The organism is Nonomuraea sp. NPDC048826 (genome assembly GCF_043198225.1).
Classification (GTDB): Bacteria; Actinomycetota; Actinomycetes; order Streptosporangiales; family Streptosporangiaceae; genus Nonomuraea.
Genome location: NZ_JBICUQ010000001.1, coordinates 175,018 through 192,224, shown reverse-complemented (window position 1 = coordinate 192,224; position 17,207 = coordinate 175,018). Strand labels below are relative to the sequence as shown.

The 17,207-nt window shown below is 71.3% G+C and carries 17 protein-coding genes; 8 read left to right on the top strand and 9 right to left on the bottom strand.

The features are described 5' to 3' along the window. Positions 1–16: 16 nt before the first annotated feature. Positions 17–1,318 (bottom strand): LLM class flavin-dependent oxidoreductase, encoded by a 1,302-nt coding sequence (locus tag ACGFI7_RS01065; protein WP_393397715.1) that lies wholly within the window; start codon positions 1,316–1,318, stop codon positions 17–19. A 230-nt stretch (positions 1,319–1,548) separates the two neighbouring features. Between ACGFI7_RS01065 and ACGFI7_RS01060 the strand changes: the two genes are divergently transcribed. Next, positions 1,549–2,367 carry an oxidoreductase gene (locus ACGFI7_RS01060; RefSeq protein WP_393397713.1) on the top strand — a complete coding sequence of 273 codons (819 nt, stop codon included), beginning with the start codon at positions 1,549–1,551 and terminating at the stop codon, positions 2,365–2,367. A gap of 58 nt (positions 2,368–2,425) precedes the next feature. On the opposite strand, the gene ACGFI7_RS01055 is transcribed toward ACGFI7_RS01060, so the two are convergent. Then, positions 2,426–3,805: a DUF4041 domain-containing protein gene (locus ACGFI7_RS01055; protein ID WP_393397712.1), complete on the bottom strand. Its 1,380-nt coding sequence runs from the start codon at positions 3,803–3,805 to the stop codon at positions 2,426–2,428. Between the two features lie 146 nt (positions 3,806–3,951). Here ACGFI7_RS01055 and ACGFI7_RS01050 point away from each other — a divergent pair, with 146 nt between their 5' ends. The 3 genes from ACGFI7_RS01050 to ACGFI7_RS01040 all read left to right on the top strand — a co-directional run bounded on the left by ACGFI7_RS01050 (position 3,952) and on the right by ACGFI7_RS01040 (position 6,489). Then, positions 3,952–4,533 (top strand): hypothetical protein, encoded by a 582-nt coding sequence (locus ACGFI7_RS01050; RefSeq protein ID WP_393397710.1) that lies wholly within the window; start codon positions 3,952–3,954, stop codon positions 4,531–4,533. 62 nt (positions 4,534–4,595) lie between these two features. Further along, positions 4,596–5,234 (top strand): DNA alkylation repair protein, encoded by a 639-nt coding sequence (locus tag ACGFI7_RS01045; protein WP_393399562.1) that lies wholly within the window; start codon positions 4,596–4,598, stop codon positions 5,232–5,234. A gap of 133 nt (positions 5,235–5,367) precedes the next feature. Then, on the top strand, positions 5,368–6,489 hold the full coding sequence (locus ACGFI7_RS01040; protein WP_393397708.1) for an alpha/beta hydrolase: 1,122 nt from the start codon (positions 5,368–5,370) through the stop codon (positions 6,487–6,489). Positions 6,490–6,510: 21 nt separating this feature from the next. Here ACGFI7_RS01040 and ACGFI7_RS01035 read toward each other — a convergent pair whose 3' ends face one another. Together ACGFI7_RS01035 and ACGFI7_RS01030 are read right to left on the bottom strand one after the other, a co-directional pair. Further along, entirely contained in the window at positions 6,511–8,154 is a 1,644-nt protein-coding gene (locus ACGFI7_RS01035) for a long-chain fatty acid--CoA ligase (protein WP_393397706.1), read from the bottom strand. Continuing rightward, positions 8,151–8,870 carry a class II aldolase/adducin family protein gene (locus tag ACGFI7_RS01030; protein ID WP_393397704.1) on the bottom strand — a complete coding sequence of 240 codons (720 nt, stop codon included), beginning with the start codon at positions 8,868–8,870 and terminating at the stop codon, positions 8,151–8,153. Before ACGFI7_RS01030 ends, ACGFI7_RS01035 begins: the two co-directional genes overlap by 4 nt. Before the next feature lie 351 nt (positions 8,871–9,221). On the opposite strand from ACGFI7_RS01030, the gene ACGFI7_RS01025 reads away from it, so the two are divergent. Genes ACGFI7_RS01025 through ACGFI7_RS01010 form a run of 4 tightly spaced genes read left to right on the top strand, consistent with a single transcriptional unit; the run spans position 9,222 to position 12,617 of the window. Further along, a complete protein-coding gene (locus tag ACGFI7_RS01025; protein ID WP_393397702.1) occupies positions 9,222–10,253 on the top strand; it encodes an ABC transporter substrate-binding protein in 1,032 nt (343 codons plus the stop codon). Further along, positions 10,250–11,050, top strand: coding sequence for an ABC transporter ATP-binding protein (locus ACGFI7_RS01020; protein ID WP_393397700.1), 801 nt, complete (start codon positions 10,250–10,252; stop codon positions 11,048–11,050). The genes ACGFI7_RS01025 and ACGFI7_RS01020 overlap by 4 nt, the downstream gene beginning before the upstream one ends. Next, entirely contained in the window at positions 11,047–11,841 is a 795-nt protein-coding gene (locus ACGFI7_RS01015) for an ABC transporter permease (protein ID WP_393397698.1), read from the top strand. Before ACGFI7_RS01020 ends, ACGFI7_RS01015 begins: the two co-directional genes overlap by 4 nt. After that, complete coding sequence (locus tag ACGFI7_RS01010) at positions 11,838–12,617, top strand: ABC transporter permease (protein WP_393397696.1); 780 nt, start codon at positions 11,838–11,840, stop codon at positions 12,615–12,617. The genes ACGFI7_RS01015 and ACGFI7_RS01010 overlap by 4 nt, the downstream gene beginning before the upstream one ends. On the opposite strand, the gene ACGFI7_RS01005 is transcribed toward ACGFI7_RS01010, so the two are convergent. The 5 genes from ACGFI7_RS01005 to ACGFI7_RS00985 all read right to left on the bottom strand — a co-directional run bounded on the left by ACGFI7_RS01005 (position 12,614) and on the right by ACGFI7_RS00985 (position 17,185). Next, positions 12,614–13,267 carry a TetR/AcrR family transcriptional regulator gene (locus tag ACGFI7_RS01005; protein WP_393397694.1) on the bottom strand — a complete coding sequence of 218 codons (654 nt, stop codon included), beginning with the start codon at positions 13,265–13,267 and terminating at the stop codon, positions 12,614–12,616. The genes ACGFI7_RS01010 and ACGFI7_RS01005 overlap by 4 nt on opposite strands. Positions 13,268–13,392: 125 nt before the next feature. Then, complete coding sequence (locus tag ACGFI7_RS01000) at positions 13,393–14,133, bottom strand: SDR family oxidoreductase (RefSeq protein WP_393397692.1); 741 nt, start codon at positions 14,131–14,133, stop codon at positions 13,393–13,395. Next, positions 14,130–15,158 (bottom strand): phosphotransferase family protein, encoded by a 1,029-nt coding sequence (locus ACGFI7_RS00995; protein WP_393397690.1) that lies wholly within the window; start codon positions 15,156–15,158, stop codon positions 14,130–14,132. Before ACGFI7_RS00995 ends, ACGFI7_RS01000 begins: the two co-directional genes overlap by 4 nt. Then, entirely contained in the window at positions 15,155–16,360 is a 1,206-nt protein-coding gene (locus ACGFI7_RS00990) for an acyl-CoA dehydrogenase family protein (RefSeq protein WP_393397688.1), read from the bottom strand. The genes ACGFI7_RS00995 and ACGFI7_RS00990 overlap by 4 nt, the downstream gene beginning before the upstream one ends. Before the next feature lie 99 nt (positions 16,361–16,459). Then, positions 16,460–17,185 carry an IclR family transcriptional regulator gene (locus ACGFI7_RS00985; RefSeq protein WP_393397686.1) on the bottom strand — a complete coding sequence of 242 codons (726 nt, stop codon included), beginning with the start codon at positions 17,183–17,185 and terminating at the stop codon, positions 16,460–16,462. Between the last annotated feature and the right edge of the window lie 22 nt (positions 17,186–17,207).

The following is a 17,207-nucleotide window of genomic DNA, read 5'->3' as shown; positions in this document are numbered from 1 at the left end:
GCCGGACACCGCCCGGTCAGGCCCGCGTCACCACGGGACGCGCGAACCCGAAGTGCTCGCGCAGGGTGGCGCCGTCGTACTCGGTGCGGAACAGGCCCCGGCGCTGCAGCTCCGGCACGACGTGATCCACGAAGTCCTCCAGGCCGCCGGGCAGCGTCGGAGGCATGACGTTGAAGCCGTCGCAGGCGCCCTTGGTGAACCATTCCTCGATCTCGTCGGCGATCTGCACCGGGGTGCCCGCGACCACCCGGTGTCCCCGGTTCCCGGCCAGGCGGCCGAGCAGCTGCCGCACGGTCAGGTTCTCCCGCCTGGCCATGGCCATGACGACCCCGGCCCGGCTGCGCTGGCCCTCGTTCACGCCCGGGATGTCGGGCAGCTGCTCGTCCAGGGGGTGGTTCGTGAGGTCGTGGCCGAGGACCTCGGACAGCGCGCCGACGGCCGACTCGGGGACGACGAGCGCGCCCAGCTCCTCGCGCAGCCGCTGCGCCTCCTCCTCGGTGGAGCCGATGATGGGCGACAGGCCCGGCAGGATGGCCACGTCGTCGGGCTTCCTCCCGTACTTGGCGAGCCGGCCCTTGAAGTCGGCGTAGAAGGCCATCGCCGAGAAGATGACCGGCTGGGCGGTGAAGACCGCTTCGGCGTAGCGGGCGGCGAACTCCTTGCCGTCCTCCGAGGAGCCCGCCTGGACGAGCAGCGGCCGGCCCTGCGGCGGGCGGGGGACGTTCAGCGGGCCGTGCACCCGGAACAGGTCGCCCTCGTGCTCGATGGCGCGGACCTTCTCCTTGTCGGCGTAGACGCCCTCCTCCTGGTCGGCGACGATGGCGTCGTCCGTCCAGCTGTCCCAGAGCTTGGTGACCACGTCGACGAACTCGTTGGCCCTCACGTACCGGGCGGCGTGCGCCGGGAGGCCCCCGCCGAAGTTGCGCGCCTCCGACTCGAAAGCCGAGGTGACGATGTTCCATCCGGCCCGGCCGTTGCTGATGTGGTCCAGCGACGCGAACTTGCGTGCCACGTTGAACGGCTCGTTGTAGGTGGTGGACACGGTGCCGATCAGACCCACGCGCTCGGTCACCGCCGCCATCGCGGCCAGCGTCGTGATCGGCTCAAGGCCGCCGAGGGTGTGGTATTTGATGTCCCCCCAGAAGGAGAGCGAGTCGGCCAGGAACACCGAGTCGAGCTTGCCCCGCTCGGCTGTCTGGGCCAGCTCCTGGTAGTGCCTGATGTCGGTGACCCGGGAGGGATCCGTCCCCTTGGTCCGCCAGGCGGCCTCGTGATGGCCGACACCCATGAGGAAAACGTTCAGATGGAGCTTTCTCATCTCTCCTCCTACCACAGAGCGTTTCCTATGAGGAAACACTGTTTTGCCTATGGAGACTAGCAGCTAGAGGATCATGGAGGAGAGGGCTGACGGCACGTTTTCGAATCTCCGGCCGGCGCTGGACATTTGCGCCGGATCCGCGAGATCCTACCAATTGGAAACGATGTTTCTCTACGCGTAACAGCCCTCGTTCCTCTCCGGGATACACAGCTTCGAACAGGAGTCACGTGGTGAACGAAACGCTCCAGAACGTGGAAGAGATGGTCGGCCAGTCACCGACCATCGACGTCACCGAGGCCTTCCAGCAGTGGCAGGACCTGCTCGGTGAGCTGATGGCCAAGATCGAGGCCCGGTTCGAGCTGACTCGCGACCCGTCCACCGCATCCCTCGAGTCGTACGGCACCTACCCCGAAGGCCCCGGCGGCCGGCTCGCCGGCTTCAGCGGCCCGGAGATCGACTGGCTGGTCCACTCCTGGATCGGGAACCCCAAGGCGAGCTTCGTCAACCTCCACCTGACGGCCTGGCTCGGCCCGCACGTCCGCGTCCCCCACCTCGGCATCGCGCTGCTGCTCTGGCCCGAAGGCTGGTTCTACGTCGACGCCATCCCGCGCGGCGACCTCGTCGGCGACACCGACTACTACGACCGCTACTACACCCCCAACGAGGCCGACTGGCTGCGCCACCGGCGCGAGCACGAGGACTTCGTCTGGTTCACCAGCCCCACCGCGTTCATCCGGGCCAGCCTCTCCCCGACGGCCTACTGCTACTCCTTCCCCGCCAACCAGGCCAACATCGAGGTCGTCCGCGACGTCCTGCACCGCAGGGTCGACCAGTGGCTGAGGTGGGTCGACGAGGCCGAGCCCGTCCCCGCCGAGGAGCGCGCCGCGCTGGCCGAACGCGACCTGGCCATCCGCAAGAACATCGCCGAACGCGACCCCGCCAACGTGATGGGCGTCAAGCTCTTCGGCCAGGAGACCACCGACCTGCTGGTGCGCTCCCTGTGGGGCGGCAACCGCGAGCTCCCCCGCCCCCTCGGCCCAGGCGCCTGACCCCACCACCACCCGACCAGGCGGCCCGCCCCACGCCGGCCGCCTGCGTCCCAGCCCTTCAGGCCGCCCCGGCCGACTGCCGCCACTCCAGGGCCTCGGCCGTGTCCCGGTACTCCAGCAGGTGCTGGCCGGCGATCTTCTGCAACAGGTCGCGCACCTCGGCGGGGGTGGCACGGAAGAACTCCCGCCGCAGGTTCACCTTGTTGAGCCGCCGGTCGCCCAGCTCCGCGTGCAGCCGGGACTCCAAACCCACGGCGTCCTCGCTGAAGATCAGCGCGTGCGTGTCGAACCTGAACGGCACCGACGCGTCGCCCAGCTCGCGGACCCGGTCCTCCGGCTCCAGGCGACGGGTCATGCCGATCTTCACGACGTTCTCGCCGAACGCGCCGATGTTGGAGATGACGTACACGTACCCCGCCCTGATGTTCGCCTCGCGGGCCTCCACGTCAGCGACCGCGACGCCGACCTCCTCCAGCTTGGCCTTCAACTCGGCCACGCCCTCCGCGGACGCGGCGCCGTTCTTCAGCATCTTGGCCAGCGCCGACCGGTAGTGCGCCTCCTCCTTGCGCAGCCGCGCCTTCTCGCGCTCGAACTCCCGGCGCGCGGCCTCCTCCTCACGCTGCTGCTCGCGCCGGGCGCGGACGAGCTCCTTCTCCTCCTCCTGCTTGGCCAGGTGATCGGCGGTCAGCTCCAGCTCGTGGATCCGCGTACGGTGATACTCGGGCTCCACGTGCAGGTGCATCGTCCGGCCCAGCCTGACGATGGTCTCCACCGCCTTCTCCAGCCGGTCGATCGCCGACTGCAGCTTGTACGGGCGCATGGTCCGTACGCAGTTGTCCGCCTCGGCGTTGTAGGCGCGGAGCATCAGCTTGGAGAAGTCGCGCACCATCTTGCGCCCTTCGGTCGCGGACCCGTTCACCTGCCAGTGCCTGGAGCCCACGACAGCCTTCCCGTCCCTGGCCATCTCCTTGATCCGCGCCTTCACCTTGGCGAGTTCGGCCTTGTAGGCCACCACGTCGCTCAACGGGTGCCGGTACTCGTAGACACCGACCTCCTGCAGCAGGACGGTCTCCTCGGTCAGCACGATCCGCTGCTCCGTCTCGCGCAGCCGCCGGGTCGCCTCGTCGAGGGCGGATCGCAGGCCGCTGTGCTCCGCGTGCAGCGCCTCGGTCATCGCCGCGATCCGCATGGCGTCCATCCCGCCCAGCCGCTCCACCCACTGGCGGAGCTGGGCGTTCTCCTCTTCGAGCCGCTTCTTGCCGCCGAAGAGCCCGCCGCCCTTGCGTTCCGGCGGGGGCGGCGGCTCGTCGGGGATCCAGAACTCCCACTCCGCGGGAGCCGGCGGCCAGGACGGGTCCGGCCGCCAGCCCTGCGGAGGCCGCCACCCGCGGGGCGCGACCGGCCAGCCGGGGGGAGAGTTGAACCGGTACTCGGACATGAGGGCTCCTCCCACAGCGGACGCCGTATAGAAGGAGAGATGGCCGGAAGCACCGGCAGGTTCACCGTGAGCGAGCATTCGGAATCTTTCCGTGATCCACCGTCCACCCTGACGCCCGTGTGGTCGGCGTGGTTACGGTGATCGGCATGGGGACTGGAAACTTACGGCTGGTGGACGTGGCGTCGGCGCTGGAGGCGACGCTGGCCGCGCTCGGCGTCGCGGGGGTCGAGCCGGTGTATCGCGTGGGCGGCACCGGGGCCGCTCTGTTGCAGGGGGTCCGGCTGCCCGTCGGGGACGTGGACCTTCTGGTGGCCCGGCGGGAGGACGTGGACGCGTTCGACGCCGCGCTCTCGGCCTTCCCGTGCCTGTACGCGCCGGCCTACCTCCCCGAGAGCGCGCAGTACTTCGCCAGGTATGAGGTGGACGGCGTGCACGTGGAGGTCAGCACGGTCGAGCAGGAGACGGACTCCGACGGGCTGGAATGCGTGGGCCGGGGCCCGTGGGAGCACTACGTCGTGGTCAGGTGCGGCCCGTACCGGGTGCCCGTGGTGCGGCTGGAACTGCGGCTGGCCACCGAGCTCCTGCGCGACCGGCCCGACCGGTACGAACCTCTCCTGGACCATCTGGCCGCGCGGGGCTTCGACGCCGCGCTGCTGGACCGGGCCCTGACCGCGCGGGGGATCCCGCCGGGGCGGCGGCGGTTGGTGGAGGGGCGTCTGGGCTCGTAGGGTGAAGCCGGTACGGGCGACGACGGGAGACTGCGGTGACCGAGACGACGGTGACCGAGGTGATGGCCGAGCTGGCAGCGCTGGAGGACCCGAAGATCCGCGCGGTGAATGAGAAGCACGGCGACGATCACGGGGTCAATCTCAGCCACCTGCGCGCGCTCGCCAAGCGACTCAAGACGCAGCAGGACCTCGCGCGCCGGCTCTGGCAGCAGGACGACACCGCGGCGAAGCTGCTGGCGCTCCTGATCTGCCGTCCCAAGGCGTTCGAGCGGGACGAGCTCGACGCTATGGTGCGCCGGGCGGGCACGCCCAAGGTGCACGACTGGCTCGTCAACTACGTGGTGAAGAAGAGCCCGCACGCCGAGGAGCTGCGCGTGGCCTGGTTCGCCGACCCGGATCCGGTGGTGGCGAGCGCGGGCTGGGCGCTGACCACCGAGCGGGTGGCGAAGAGGCCCGACGGTCTCGACCTCGTGGCGCTGCTCGACGTCATCGAGGCGGAGATGAAGGGCGCTCCCGACCGCCTGCAGTGGGCGATGAACCACTGCCTGGCCCAGATCGGGATCGACCACCCCGAGCACCGCGCCCGCGCGATCGGCATCGGCGAACGTCTGCAGGTGCTCAAGGACTACCCGACCTCTCCCGGCTGCACGTCTCCTTACGCGCCCGTGTGGATCGCCGAGATGGTGCGCCGGGGCGCCTGACCACCCGTGTTTCTCCCCCGTACGACCAGCAGGGCCCGATCAACTTAGCGAGCGCTAACTCTTGACGGGCCGCTCACCGCCACAGGAAGCTGGAGGCTCATGACCGACAGAACCACGAGGCGGTCTCTCCCCCATGATCAGCAAGACCTTCGTCAGCAGTGAATCCCCCGGCGCGCGGCGGGCCGGCGCGGGCGGCATGCCGTGCCAGGGCGTCTACTACGCGCCCGAAGGCGTACGACCGCGTGTCGCGATGATCGCCACGCACTACCAGATCGACTTCTCCGAGCACTACCTCGCCGAGCACATGGCCGCGCGCGGCATCGGCTTCCTGGGCTGGAACACCCGCTACCGCGGCTACGAGTCGGAGTTCGTCCTCGACCGGGCCCTGGTCGACATCGGCGTCGGCGTGCGCCGGCTCAAGGAGGAAGAAGGCGTCGAGCACGTGATCCTGCTCGGCAACTCCGGAGGCGGGTCGCTCATGGCGGCCTACCACGCCCAGGCCGTCGAGCCGAGCATCCGCCCCGGCATCGGCCTGCCGCCGGCGCCCGGCGTGGACGACCTGATCCCCGGCGACGCGTACGTGTCGCTCGCCGCGCACCTCGGCCGGCCGGAGGTGATCACCGCGTGGCTGGACGCGGCGGTCGTCGACGAGCACGACCCGACGCTGACCGACCCGGCGCTCGACCTGTACGACCCGGAGAACGGTCCGCCGTACTCGGCGGAGTTCCTGACCCGCTACCGCGCCGCGCAGGTCGCCCGCAACCACCGCATCACCGCGTGGGCCAAGGCCGAACTGGCCAGGATCCAGGCCCTGGGCTTCCAGGACCGCCCGTTCAGCGTGCAGCGGGTGTGGGCCGACCCGCGCATGGTCGACTCGTCCCTGGACCCGTCCAACAGACCGGACAACTCCTGCTACCGGGGCGATCCGGCCGTCGCGAACCGCTCGGGCCGGGGGCTGGGGCACGAGACGTCCCTGCGCAACTGGCTCGGCATGTGGAGCCTGGCCGAGTCGCAGTGCCGGGCCGAGGAGCATCTCGCCAAGGTGAAGGTGCCCGCGATCGTCATCAACCCGGACGCCGACTCGGGGGTGTACCCGAGCGACGCCGACGGCCTGTACGCCGCCATCGCGAGCGACGACAAGCAGCGGCTCGACCTGCCCGGCGACCACTACTTCGAGAACCCGCCGGGGGCCCGCGAGAGGGTCGCCGACGTCATCGCACGGTGGATCGGCGAGCGGTTCCCCGTCCCGGCCTGAGGGAACGCGTCCGGCGCCTGGTCACAGGCGCCGGACGTCCAGCCCGCCCTTCGCGTAGATCGCGCGCATCCGCTTCTTGTCGTACTTGCCGACGCTGGTCAGCGGCAGCTCGTCGAGCAGCACCCAGCGCTCCGGGACCCACCACTTGGGCACCGTGCCGACCAGCGCGTCACGCAGGTCCGCGAGGGTCGTCCGGGCGCCGTCCCGCAGCACGACCAGGACGCAGGGGCGCTCGTCCCAGCGCTCGTCGGGCACGCCGATCACCGCCGCCTGCAGCACGTCGGGGTGCCGGGCGACCGCGAGCTCCAGCTCGTTCGACGAGATCCATTCGCCGCCGGACTTGATCACGTCCTTGGCCCGGTCGGTGAGGGTCACGTAGCCGAGCGGGTCCAGCGTGCCGACGTCGCCCGTACGCAGCCAGCCGTCGCGGAACTTGTCGCCCGCGTCGGCGCGGTGGTAGGAGGCGGCGATCCAGGGCCCGCGCAGCTCGAACTCGCCGACAGCGCGCCCGTCGGCGGGCAGCGTCTGGCCCGTGTCGGGCTGGACGAGGCGGATCTCGACGCCGGCCAGGACCCGGCCCTGGTTGTCGGCGCGGCGGTCCGGGTCGGCGTCCTCCTCGGCCCGCGGCGGCCGGTTGAGCGTGACCAGCGGCGAGGTCTCCGTCATGCCCCAGCCCTGCAGCGCCTGCACGCCGTAGCGTTCCTTCAGCCCGGTACGCAGCGTCCGCGGGATGGGCGCGCCGCCGAGGACGACCCGGTCGAGCGTCCCCAGGTCGCGCGACGGGTCGGCGTCGAGGTAGTGGAGGATCTCGTTCCACACGGTGGGCACGCCGTTGGAGAACGTCGGCCGGTGGCGCGCGACCGCGTCGACCACCGTCGCCGGGTCGACCCAGCGGTTGCACAGGAGCAGGTCGCCGCCGGCCCAGAAGGTCGCGTACGGGTAGCCCCACGCGTTGGCGTGGAACATCGGCGTGATGATGTAGCCGTGGTCCCGCGAGCTCAGCGCGACGGCGTTGGCCGTGCACAGCGACATGGCGTGGATCCAGATCGACCGGTGGCTGTAGGCGACGCCCTTGGGGTCGCCGGTGGTCCCGGTCGTGAAGCAGAGCGTCGCGGCGGACTTCTCGTGGATCTCCGGCCACGGGTAGGCGGCCGGCTGCCCGGCGACCACCTCGCGGTAGCGCAGCGTCTCCCCCGGCCAGGCGTCCGGCGCGGCTTCCTCGTACGAGCCGACGACGATGACGGTGCGCACCGTCGGCAGGCGGTCGGCGATCTCGGCCAGCCGGCCGAGGAACGACGCGTCGGCGACGATCACCTCGTCGGCGGCGTGGTTGATGGTGAAGACCAGCTGTTCGGCCGAGAGCCGCGGGTTGATCGTGTGCAGCAGCGCGCCCATGGCCGGGACCGCGAAGTACGCCTCCAGGTGCTCGCGGGTGTTCCACATCAGCGAGCCGACGACGGACCCGGGCCGGACGCCCAGGGAGCGCAGGCCGTGCGCGAGCGCCGCGACCTGCCCGGCGAGGTCGCCGTAGCGCAGTTCGGACGCGTCGTCGCCGACCGTGCGGACCGACCGCCCGGCATGCCAGGCCGAGCCGTGGCGCAGGATGTTGGTGACGGTCAGGTCGCCGTCGCCGATGTCGCTCGGCAGGCTGATCGGGCGGGTCACGGGAGTCCTCCCTCGTGGAGTCGGGCGAGTTCGTGGCGCCAGGCCGCCCCGAGGTTGAGTCCGGAGCCGAGGTTCGGCAGCTCGGCCAGGTCCTCGTCGGGGATGGGCCGCGGGGTGCCGCCGGCGGCGGCGACGGACAGCGAGATCGACGCGATGGACTGTACGGAGATCGCCCGCAGCACCGCCTCGGCCACGGAGGCGCCGACGGTGGTCAGGCCGTGGCCGCGCATGACCACCGCGTGGTGCGCGCCGAGCGCGTCGGCGACCTCGTCCGCGAGGCCGGGCGTGTGGATGAGCGCGGCGCGCGGGTACACCGGGACGCCGTCGGCCGCCAGGGCGGCGCCGGGGATGTCGTAGGCGCCGACGACGGGCAGGATCGGCAGCCCCGCGAGGTCGGCGACGACGACGTCGCGCGGGTGCGCGTGCACGACGCACATGACGTCCGGCCGGCGTTCCAGGATCCGGGTGTGCAGGGGCAGCTCGAACGGCGGCGTGTACCCGTCGCCGCTCCCTCCTCCGTCCGGGCCGACGAGCCTGACGTCCTCGTCGGTCGTGTACGCCAGGCCGCGTTCCTTCGGGCCCCGGCACCGGATCAGCAGCCGCGAGGCGTCCGCCCGCACGCTGATGTGGCCGAGGATGCCGGGCGCCAGCCGCCGAGCGGCGAGGACCCGGCAGCCTTCGGCGATCTCCCGGCGCGGCGGGCCGAGTTCGAGCACCTTCGTCTCCTTGGGATCGCGGCGCCCCGCCGGCATGACCTCGCCGTCTTGCGGCACCGGTTGACGAGTGGCCAGGAGCGGACAATACTCTGTCCAGCAGAAAACGATTCTGCCCTGAGAGCGCCCTCCGGTCAATGCACTCACCCGCCAGGCCGCCCCGGGTTCCCTGGGACACCCCCGACGATTCCCGGATCATGCCCATGCGATGCACTGGGCGACGACATCACGCGAAAAGGCCCCGCGAGGTGAGAACTACTCTGGACAGCAGAATTCCATTCTGTTAGCCTCCCGCAACCGAAACAATCAGGCATCCGAGTTCCTTCGGCTTTCCTGAGACAGGAGAAGGACCCAATGGCGAATCTTCGAGGGGACGCTCTGCGCATTTCCCGCCTCAGCAGGCGCGAAGTCCTCCGCGTCGGAGCAGCGATCGGCGGTGTCGCCCTGCTGTCCGCCTGCACCTCATCGAACGACGCGTCGACCAAGAGCGCCGGGAGCGCGGACCTCGGCGGCCAGGCCGCGATCTCCGGGCTGGAGTCGATCGTGTCCGCGGCGCCCTACGTGATCGCCGCCCAGGAGTTCTACGCCAAGCACCAGCTGTCCATCTCCAATGTCCACCTCTCCGGCGGCACCGAGACGATCCGGGCGATCCGCGGGGGATCCGGTTTCGGGTCGGCGGCCACGATCTCCACCGTTCTCGCCTATCAGGGTGGCGCCAAGGACCTGCGCATCATCGGCGGCGGGTTCAACGCCGCCTCCGTCGTCTTCGTCGGGCGTCCCGACACCACGATCACCTCGCCGAAGGACCTCAAGGGCAAGAAGATCGGGATCGCCGGCACCGGCAGCCCGGTGGAGTTCTTCGCCAACCTCGCCATCACCAAGGGCGGGTTCAAGCCGGGCGAGGACGCCGAGGTCGTCAGTGTGGGCGACTACGCCTCGGTCTGGCCGTCCGTCGAACAGGGCATCGTCGACCTGGGCGCGCTCGTCCCGCCGACGTCCAGCAAGCTCGTCACGACCGGCGCCGGCAAGGTCGCGATCACCGCGGCCGAGCTCCACCCGGGCTGGGCCGACGTCTGCGTCTGCGTCACCCAGAAGGCGCTCGACGCCAACCGCGACGGCCTGCTCCGCTGGCTGGAGGCCGTGCGCTCGGCCCTCACGCTGATCACCGACGACGTCGAGCGCGCCGCGTCCATCTGGGGGCCCGCGCTGAAGCTCGACGCGGCCGTCGCCAAGGAGGCCCTCTCCTCGGTGCCCAAGGAGGCCTGGCAGGTCGAGATCAACGAGCAGGGCGTCAAGTCGGCCGCGGAGGCGGCCGTGAGCCTCGGCCTGACCAAGCAGGCGGACGTGTCCGGGCTGCTCGACGCGAGCGTTCTGGAGCGCCTGTGACGACCTCGGACGAAGCGGTCCTCGCCTTCGAGGACACGGCTCTCACGTACCGGACCGCCAGCGGGACCATCGAGGCGCTCGTCGGCGTCACCGCGGCCGTGCCGAAAGGCCGCTTCGTCTCGGTGATCGGCCCCAGCGGATGCGGCAAGAGCACGCTGCTCGACATCGCGGGCGGGCTGCTGGCCCCCACCTCGGGCTCGGCCCGGCTGAACGGCGAGGAGATCCGCGGACCGCGCCGGACGACGGCCATGGTGTTCCAGGAAGCCGCTCTGCTGCCGTGGCGCACGGTGCGGGACAACATCGCCTTCGGGCTGGAGGCCGCGGGCGTCGGGAAGAAGGAGCGCCGGGACCGGGCCGACTCGTTGATCAACCTGGTCGGGCTCGACGGGTTCGCCGACAAGCACCCCGGGGATCTGTCCGGCGGCATGCGGCAACGGGTCGCGATCGCCCGCGCGCTCGCGGTGGATCCGGAGATCCTGCTCATGGACGAGCCGTTCGGCGCCCTCGACCAGCAGACGCGCATGATGATGGGGACCGAGCTCACCAAGATCTGGGAACGGATCCGGTGCAGCGTCCTGTTCGTGACGCACGACATCCCCGAGGCGATCGCCCTGTCCGACGAGGTCTGGGTGATGTCGCAGCGCCCGGCGCGCATCAAGGAGCGCGTGGTGATCGACATCCCGCGCCCGCGCGGCGAAGATCTCCCGCTCGATCCCCGGTTCCAGGAGCTCAACGGCATCATCTGGAAGCTGCTGCGCGACGAGGCCAACCGGCAGCTCGTGGGGAGCGCGGATTGAGCGCCCCGCCCCGCGCGCGGCGAGACGGTCCGCCGCGCGCCGACTGGCAGGTGCCGGCCACGCAGACCGCCCTCGTCGTCGGGTTCTTCGCGCTCTGGGAGGCCGGCGCAGCGGTGGGCGTGCTCGACCCGCTCACCTGGTCGCGCCCCTCCGTCATCGCGGCCGAGCTCGTCGACCTCGTCGGCACCCCGGAGACCGTCAACGACCTCGCGGCCACCCTGACGACGCTCGCCGTCGGGTTCCTGATCGGGGCGGCCGGGGGCATCGGCATCGGCATCGTGGTCGCCCGGCTCCGGCGCGTCCAGGCGGTCGTCAGCACCTATCTCGTCGCGCTCCAGTCGGTGCCGCTGCTCGTCTTCTACCCCGTACTGCTGACGATCTTCGGGCTCAACCGGGGTCCGACGATCATCGTCGTGGCGGCCGTGACGACGGTGCCCGTCGCGCTCAACACCACGGCCGGGCTGGGCGCGATCCCCCGCGGGCTGCAGCGGCTCGCCACCTCCCTGCTGCTCAGCAGGAGCGCGGCGTACCGGAAGGTGTACCTCCCCGCGGCGATCCCGCTGATCTTCCCAGGGTTGCGCGTCGGATTCCTCGCGGCGCTGGTGACCACGATCGGCATGGAGTTCATCGTGGCGAGCGCCGGGCTGGGGTACCGGGTGGGGCAGAGCTACCACACGTTCGCGGTGGACCGCATGTACGCCAACATCGTCGTGGTGTGCGTCCTCGCGATCCTCGTCAACGTCGTTCTCACGCGCATCGAACGCTCTCTCCGCCGGGACGTGACGACATGACCGTGGCATCGAAGCCGGAACCCGCGACCCGTGGCAGGCGGACGGGCGCGTCCGCGCCGGCCGCGCTCTTCCACCTCGCCGGGCTGGCGCTGATCCTGGTGGCCTGGCAGCTCCTGTCGCTCCTGTCGAGCCACCTCGGGGCGCCCGCGGCCACGGTCGAGGCGCTGTGGCGGGGGCTCGGGGAAGGCTGGCTCGTCGAGGCCACCGCCGACACCCTGCTGCACGTCGCCGGCGGGTTCGTCCTCGCCCTCGCGGTGGGGGTGCCGATCGGGTACGCCGTCGCGGTCAACGACTTCGCCTACCGCGTGTTCGACCCGCTCGTGCAGGCGTACGGGAGCATCCCGCGGATCGTCTTCCTGCCGATCCTGCTGACGTTGTTCGGCGCGGGCGGCGCGGCCAAGATGTCGATGGGCTTCCTGGCGGCCGTCTTCCCGATCCTGGTCAACGTGATCGCGGGCGTGCGGACGACGCCGACGTCACTGGTCCGGCTCGGGCGCAGCGTGGAGCTGACGCCCTGGTCGATGGCCGTGAAGATCAGGCTGCGCTGGTCGCTGCCGCTGCTCCTGGTCGGCATGCGCCTCGGCTTCGGCATCGCGTTCGTCTCGGTCGTCATCTCGGAGTACTTCGGCTCGACCGGAGGTCTCGGGGTGGAGCTCAGCGCGGCGTACGCGGCGCTGGAACCGGCGCGGCTCTTCGCGATCGTCCTGGTGACGGTCATCGTCGCGGCCGTGGTCAACACCGTGCTCCTGAGGGTCGACCGGCGCCTGAGCTCCTAGTGTCCGGGGCCGCCGCGTGACGGCCGGCCCCGGACGCCCACGGTCGTCAGCGCGATGTCGACGTAGCGCGCGGCGATCTCCTCCGGTCGTAGCGGGCCGCCGTCGTGGTACCACGTGGCGATCGACTGGCACATGCCCAGCAGCGCCCTGGCCGTCTCGGCGGGCACGGTCACCGTGAACGCCCCGCGCTCGGCCCCGTCCTCGATGATCTCGGTGAGCAGCCTCTCCAGCTTCTTGCGGGTCGCCGCGTAGTGCCTGCGGTTCTCCGGCCGGAGATAGCGCAGCTCGGAGTCGAGCGCGGCCAGCCGGACCCGGTGGGTCATGTGCAGCACGACCGCCTCGATGACGTCGGCCAGCCGCGCCTCGGGCTCGTCGCCGCTCTCCTCGGCCGCCGCGCTCGCCCGCCAGATCACGTCGTTGGTCGCGGTCTCCAGCAGGGTCACGAGAACGGCTTCCTTGTTCGCATGGTGGTAGTAGAGCGCCGGCACGGTCACCCCGACCCGTCGTGCGATGTCGCGGACGGTGGTGCCGTGGAAGCCGTGCTCGTAGAACGCCTCCAGCGCGTGCGTCAGGATGGGCGTCAGCTCGATCGGCTCGTAGTGGCGCCAGTCCTTGCGCGCGGGAGTCGCCTCGTCGTTCTTCTTCGCCATCACAGCCTGCCGAGAGGGCCGTCGTTGATCACCGTGCACACGTCCCGCCGAACCGCGAGGTCACGCCGGGAGACAGACCTTCTCATCGACCCGCCGCGTCTGGCAAACCACGGGAGCCACCGGCGTCACGCCCGATGCAGCTGCCCGCCCGGCCTGGTCACGACCATCTCCGGTACGACCGCGTTCACGGACAGCCGGGTGACGGTCATCGCCAGCTCGGCGATGTCGGCCGTGGTGATCATCCCGGCCGGGTCGACCTCGTCGCGGACCCACTGGGTCATGTCGGTGTCGACGAAGCCGGGGCTGATGACCGTGGCCGACACCCCGGACGCCGAGACCTCCGCGTTGAGGGACCGGCAGAGCGCCCCCAGGGCGGCCTTGCTGGCGCCGTACGCGGCGAGCTCGGGTCCGGGGTAGACGCCGGTGATCGACGCCAGCGCGATGATCTTCGCGCCCTGCCGCGGGTTCGCCGCCGCCCCCTTGCGGAGCAGGGGCAGCAGGGCCTGTACGAGCGTGTACGGGGCGCGGACGTTGACCGCGAACAGCTTGTCGAAGTGGCGCAGCGGCACCTCCTCGATCGGGCCCCCGGTGCCGATGCCCGCTCCGAGCACGAGCACGTCGAGCTGGTCGCACTTCTCCTGGCACACCCCGATCAGCCGCCGCACGTCCTCCTCCACGGCGAGATCGGCCTGGACGGCGTGCACCCGCGCGCCGGTCGCCGACAGTCTCCGTTCGGCCTCGGCCATGGTCTCCGCCCGGCGGGCACACATGATCAGGTCGTAGCCGGCTTCCGCGAGGCGGGTGGCGATGGCGAACCCGATGCCCCGCGAGGCACCGGTCACCAGGGCGGTGGGGCGATCGGTCACGGGACCTTCCTTCCTGAGAACGTACGGAGACCGGCCGCGGCGAGCGCGGGCACGGCGGCCCCGACCGTGTCGAAGCCCTGGCCCACGGTCAGGCCCTGAAGATGACGGGCGTGGATGCCCTCGGCGATCACCGCGATCTTGAAGTAGCCGAGGGCCAGGTAGAACCCGAGGTCGCCGAGGTCGCGTCCGGAGGCGCGGGCGTAGCACTCGGCGAGCGCGTCCGCCGTGGGCATGCGCTCGCTCACCGAGGCCGCCCCCGCGGCGAGGACCGGCTCGAACGCGGGGTCGCGGTAGACCAGATGCAGCCCCAGGTCGGCCAGGGGGTCGCCGAGCGTGGCCATCTCCCAGTCGACCAGGGCACGGATGCGGCCGATGTCGGCCGCGTCGAGGATGGCGTTGTCGATCCGGGCGTCGCCGTGCACGATGGACGCCCCCGACTCGCCGGGCACGGCCTCCGCCAGGCGGGCGTGCAGGGCGTCCACGTCGGGCAGGTCACGGGTTGCGACCCGGCTCCACTGGTCGCGCCAGCGGCGCACCTGACGGCCCAGGTATCCCTCGGGCCGGCCGAAGTCACCGAGCCCGACCTCGGCGTACGGCACCGCGTGCAGCGCGGCGAGGGTGCGCACCAGGCCGTACGCGCACCGTTCGATCTCGTCCCGCGTGTAGGGCGCGAGGTCATCCCGGCTGCGGACGACCGTGCCGTCCACGTGCGCGACCAGGGAGAACGGCACGCCGATCACCGACTCGTCCGCGCACAGCGCGACCGTGCGGGCCACCGGCACGGCGGTGTCCTGCAGCGCGTCGACGACGCGGTACTCACGCCCCATGTCATGGGCCGACGGCGTGAGCCCGCCAAGCGGCGGCCGCCGCAACACCCAGGCGCGGGTGCCGTCGGTCACCCGGTAGGTCAGGTTGGAGCGGCCGCCGTGCATCAGCTCCGCCCGGACCGTCCCGGCGTCAGGGACCCGCGCGTCGAAGAACCGCTGCAGGGCCGGCAGATCCAGGCCCGGCGGCGACCCGCTCATCCCGCGTTCTCCTGGCGCTTCGCGTGCTGACGCAGCACCCGCCTGGCGATGGCCCACCGGTGGGTCTCCGACGGCCCGTCGTAGATGCGGAACGGCCGCACCTCCCGCAGGAACCGGCTCAGCAGGACGTCGCCCGACACGCCGAGCGAGCCGCAGATCTGCAGCGACCGGTCGACCACCCGCCACACCGCCTCGGCGGTGAACGTCTTCGCGATCGCCGTCGACTGGGCCCCGGAGCGCCCTTGGTCCAGCTCCCAGCACGCCTGCAGGGTGAGCGCCCGGGCCGCCGCGATGTCGATCTCGGAGTCGGCGATCATCCCCTGTGCCATGCCGAGGTCACCGAGCCTGCCGCCGAAGAGCCGCCGCTCGGCGGCGCGGGACACGGCCAGGTCCTGCGCGCGGCGGGCGATGCCCAGCCACCGCATGCAGTGCGTCATCCTGGCCGGGCCGAGCCGTACCTGGGCGTACTCGAACCCCCGGTCGACCCCGCCGAGCACGGCGTCGTCCGGCACCACGCAGTTGTCGAAGACGACCTCGCAGTGGCCGCCGAAGAAGCTCTCGTCGATCGTGTCGATGTGCCGGCTGACGGTCATCCCGGGATTGCCGGCGTCGACGAGGAACATGGTGGCGCCGTCGCGGTCCCCCGGTTCCCCGGAGGTGCGGGCCATGCAGATCGTGTACGCCGCGCCGTCGGCTCCGGTGATGAACCACTTGCGGCCGTCGATCCGCCACCCGCCCGCGACCTTCACGGCCCGGGTGGCCAGCGCCGCCGGGTCCGAGCCCGCGCCGGGAGCCGGCTCGGTCATCGCGAAGCAGGACCGTATCTCTCCGGTCGCCAGCGGGCGGAGGTAGCGCTCCCGCTGCGCCTCGGTGGCGATCACGTCGAGCATGTGCATGTTGCCCTCGTCCGGCGCGGCGATGTTCAGCGCGAGGGGCCCGAACAGCGACCAGCCCGCCTCCTCGAACACCGGCGCGCGGTCGCACATGCCCAGCCCGTGCCCGCCGTACTCGACCGGCGCGTGCGGCGCGAACACTCCGGCGTCCTTCGCCGCCGCCTGCAGCCGCTGCCGCATCTGCTCGCCGCCGGCCGCGGCGACACCGCCGAACCGCTCCTCCTCCGGCACCACGGCCGCGCGGACGAACGCGGCGGTGCGGCGGGCCAGCTCGGCGACATGCGGCTCCGGGGAAAGATCAACGGCCAATCGGCACCTCCGCCGGGGGCAGCTCCACAACTTAGCGAGCGCTAGCTTACGCCTTCGGGGAAGAGCCGTTCAAGGAGCCGCGTACGCCCTGGGAACCGGTCAGACCAGCTCGGCGCTCAGCTCTTCGGCGGCGTTCTTCAGCGACTGGGCGATCTCCTTCTTCAGGGTCGCCGTCATGCGGTAGGTCGGCACCGACACGTTCAGGCAGAAAAGGGTGCCGCTCGGGCTCTCGATCGCGACCGCGACGGAGGCGACACCCTCCTCGCTCTCCTCCTGGCTGGTCGCGTAGCCCCGCCGCCGGACCTGCTCGACCGCCGGCTCCAGCTCGCTTCTCGTGGTGATGGTGTTCTTGGTGACCGGCTCCAGGTCCTCGTTCGGATAGAGCTCGCGCAGCTCCTCGATCGGCAGGCGGCTCAGCATGGCCTTCCCGCTGGAGGTCGCGTGCGCCGGGACCACGGTGCCCGCCCGTGAGCTGACCCGCACCGCGCGCGTGCTCTCCACGGCGTCGAGAAAGTTGACGCTGGGCCCTTCGAGCCGGGCGAGATGCACCGTCTCGCCGAACTCCTTGTTCAGCCGCTCCAGCACCGGCCGCACCCGCGTGCGCACGTCGACGTGCCGGACGATGGCGGAGGCCACCGAGCTCAACGCCGGCCCGGGCTCGTAGGCGCGGGTCGCGGGATTCTGCCGGACGAACCCCCGATACTGCAGCATCGCCAGCAGCCGGTGCGCGGTCGACGACGCCACCCCGAGATGCGTGCTCGCGTCGGTCAGCCGGATCTGGCGGTGGTCGCGGAACCAGAGGAGAAGCCGCAGCGCGTTGTCCACGGACTCGATGGGATATTGCGGG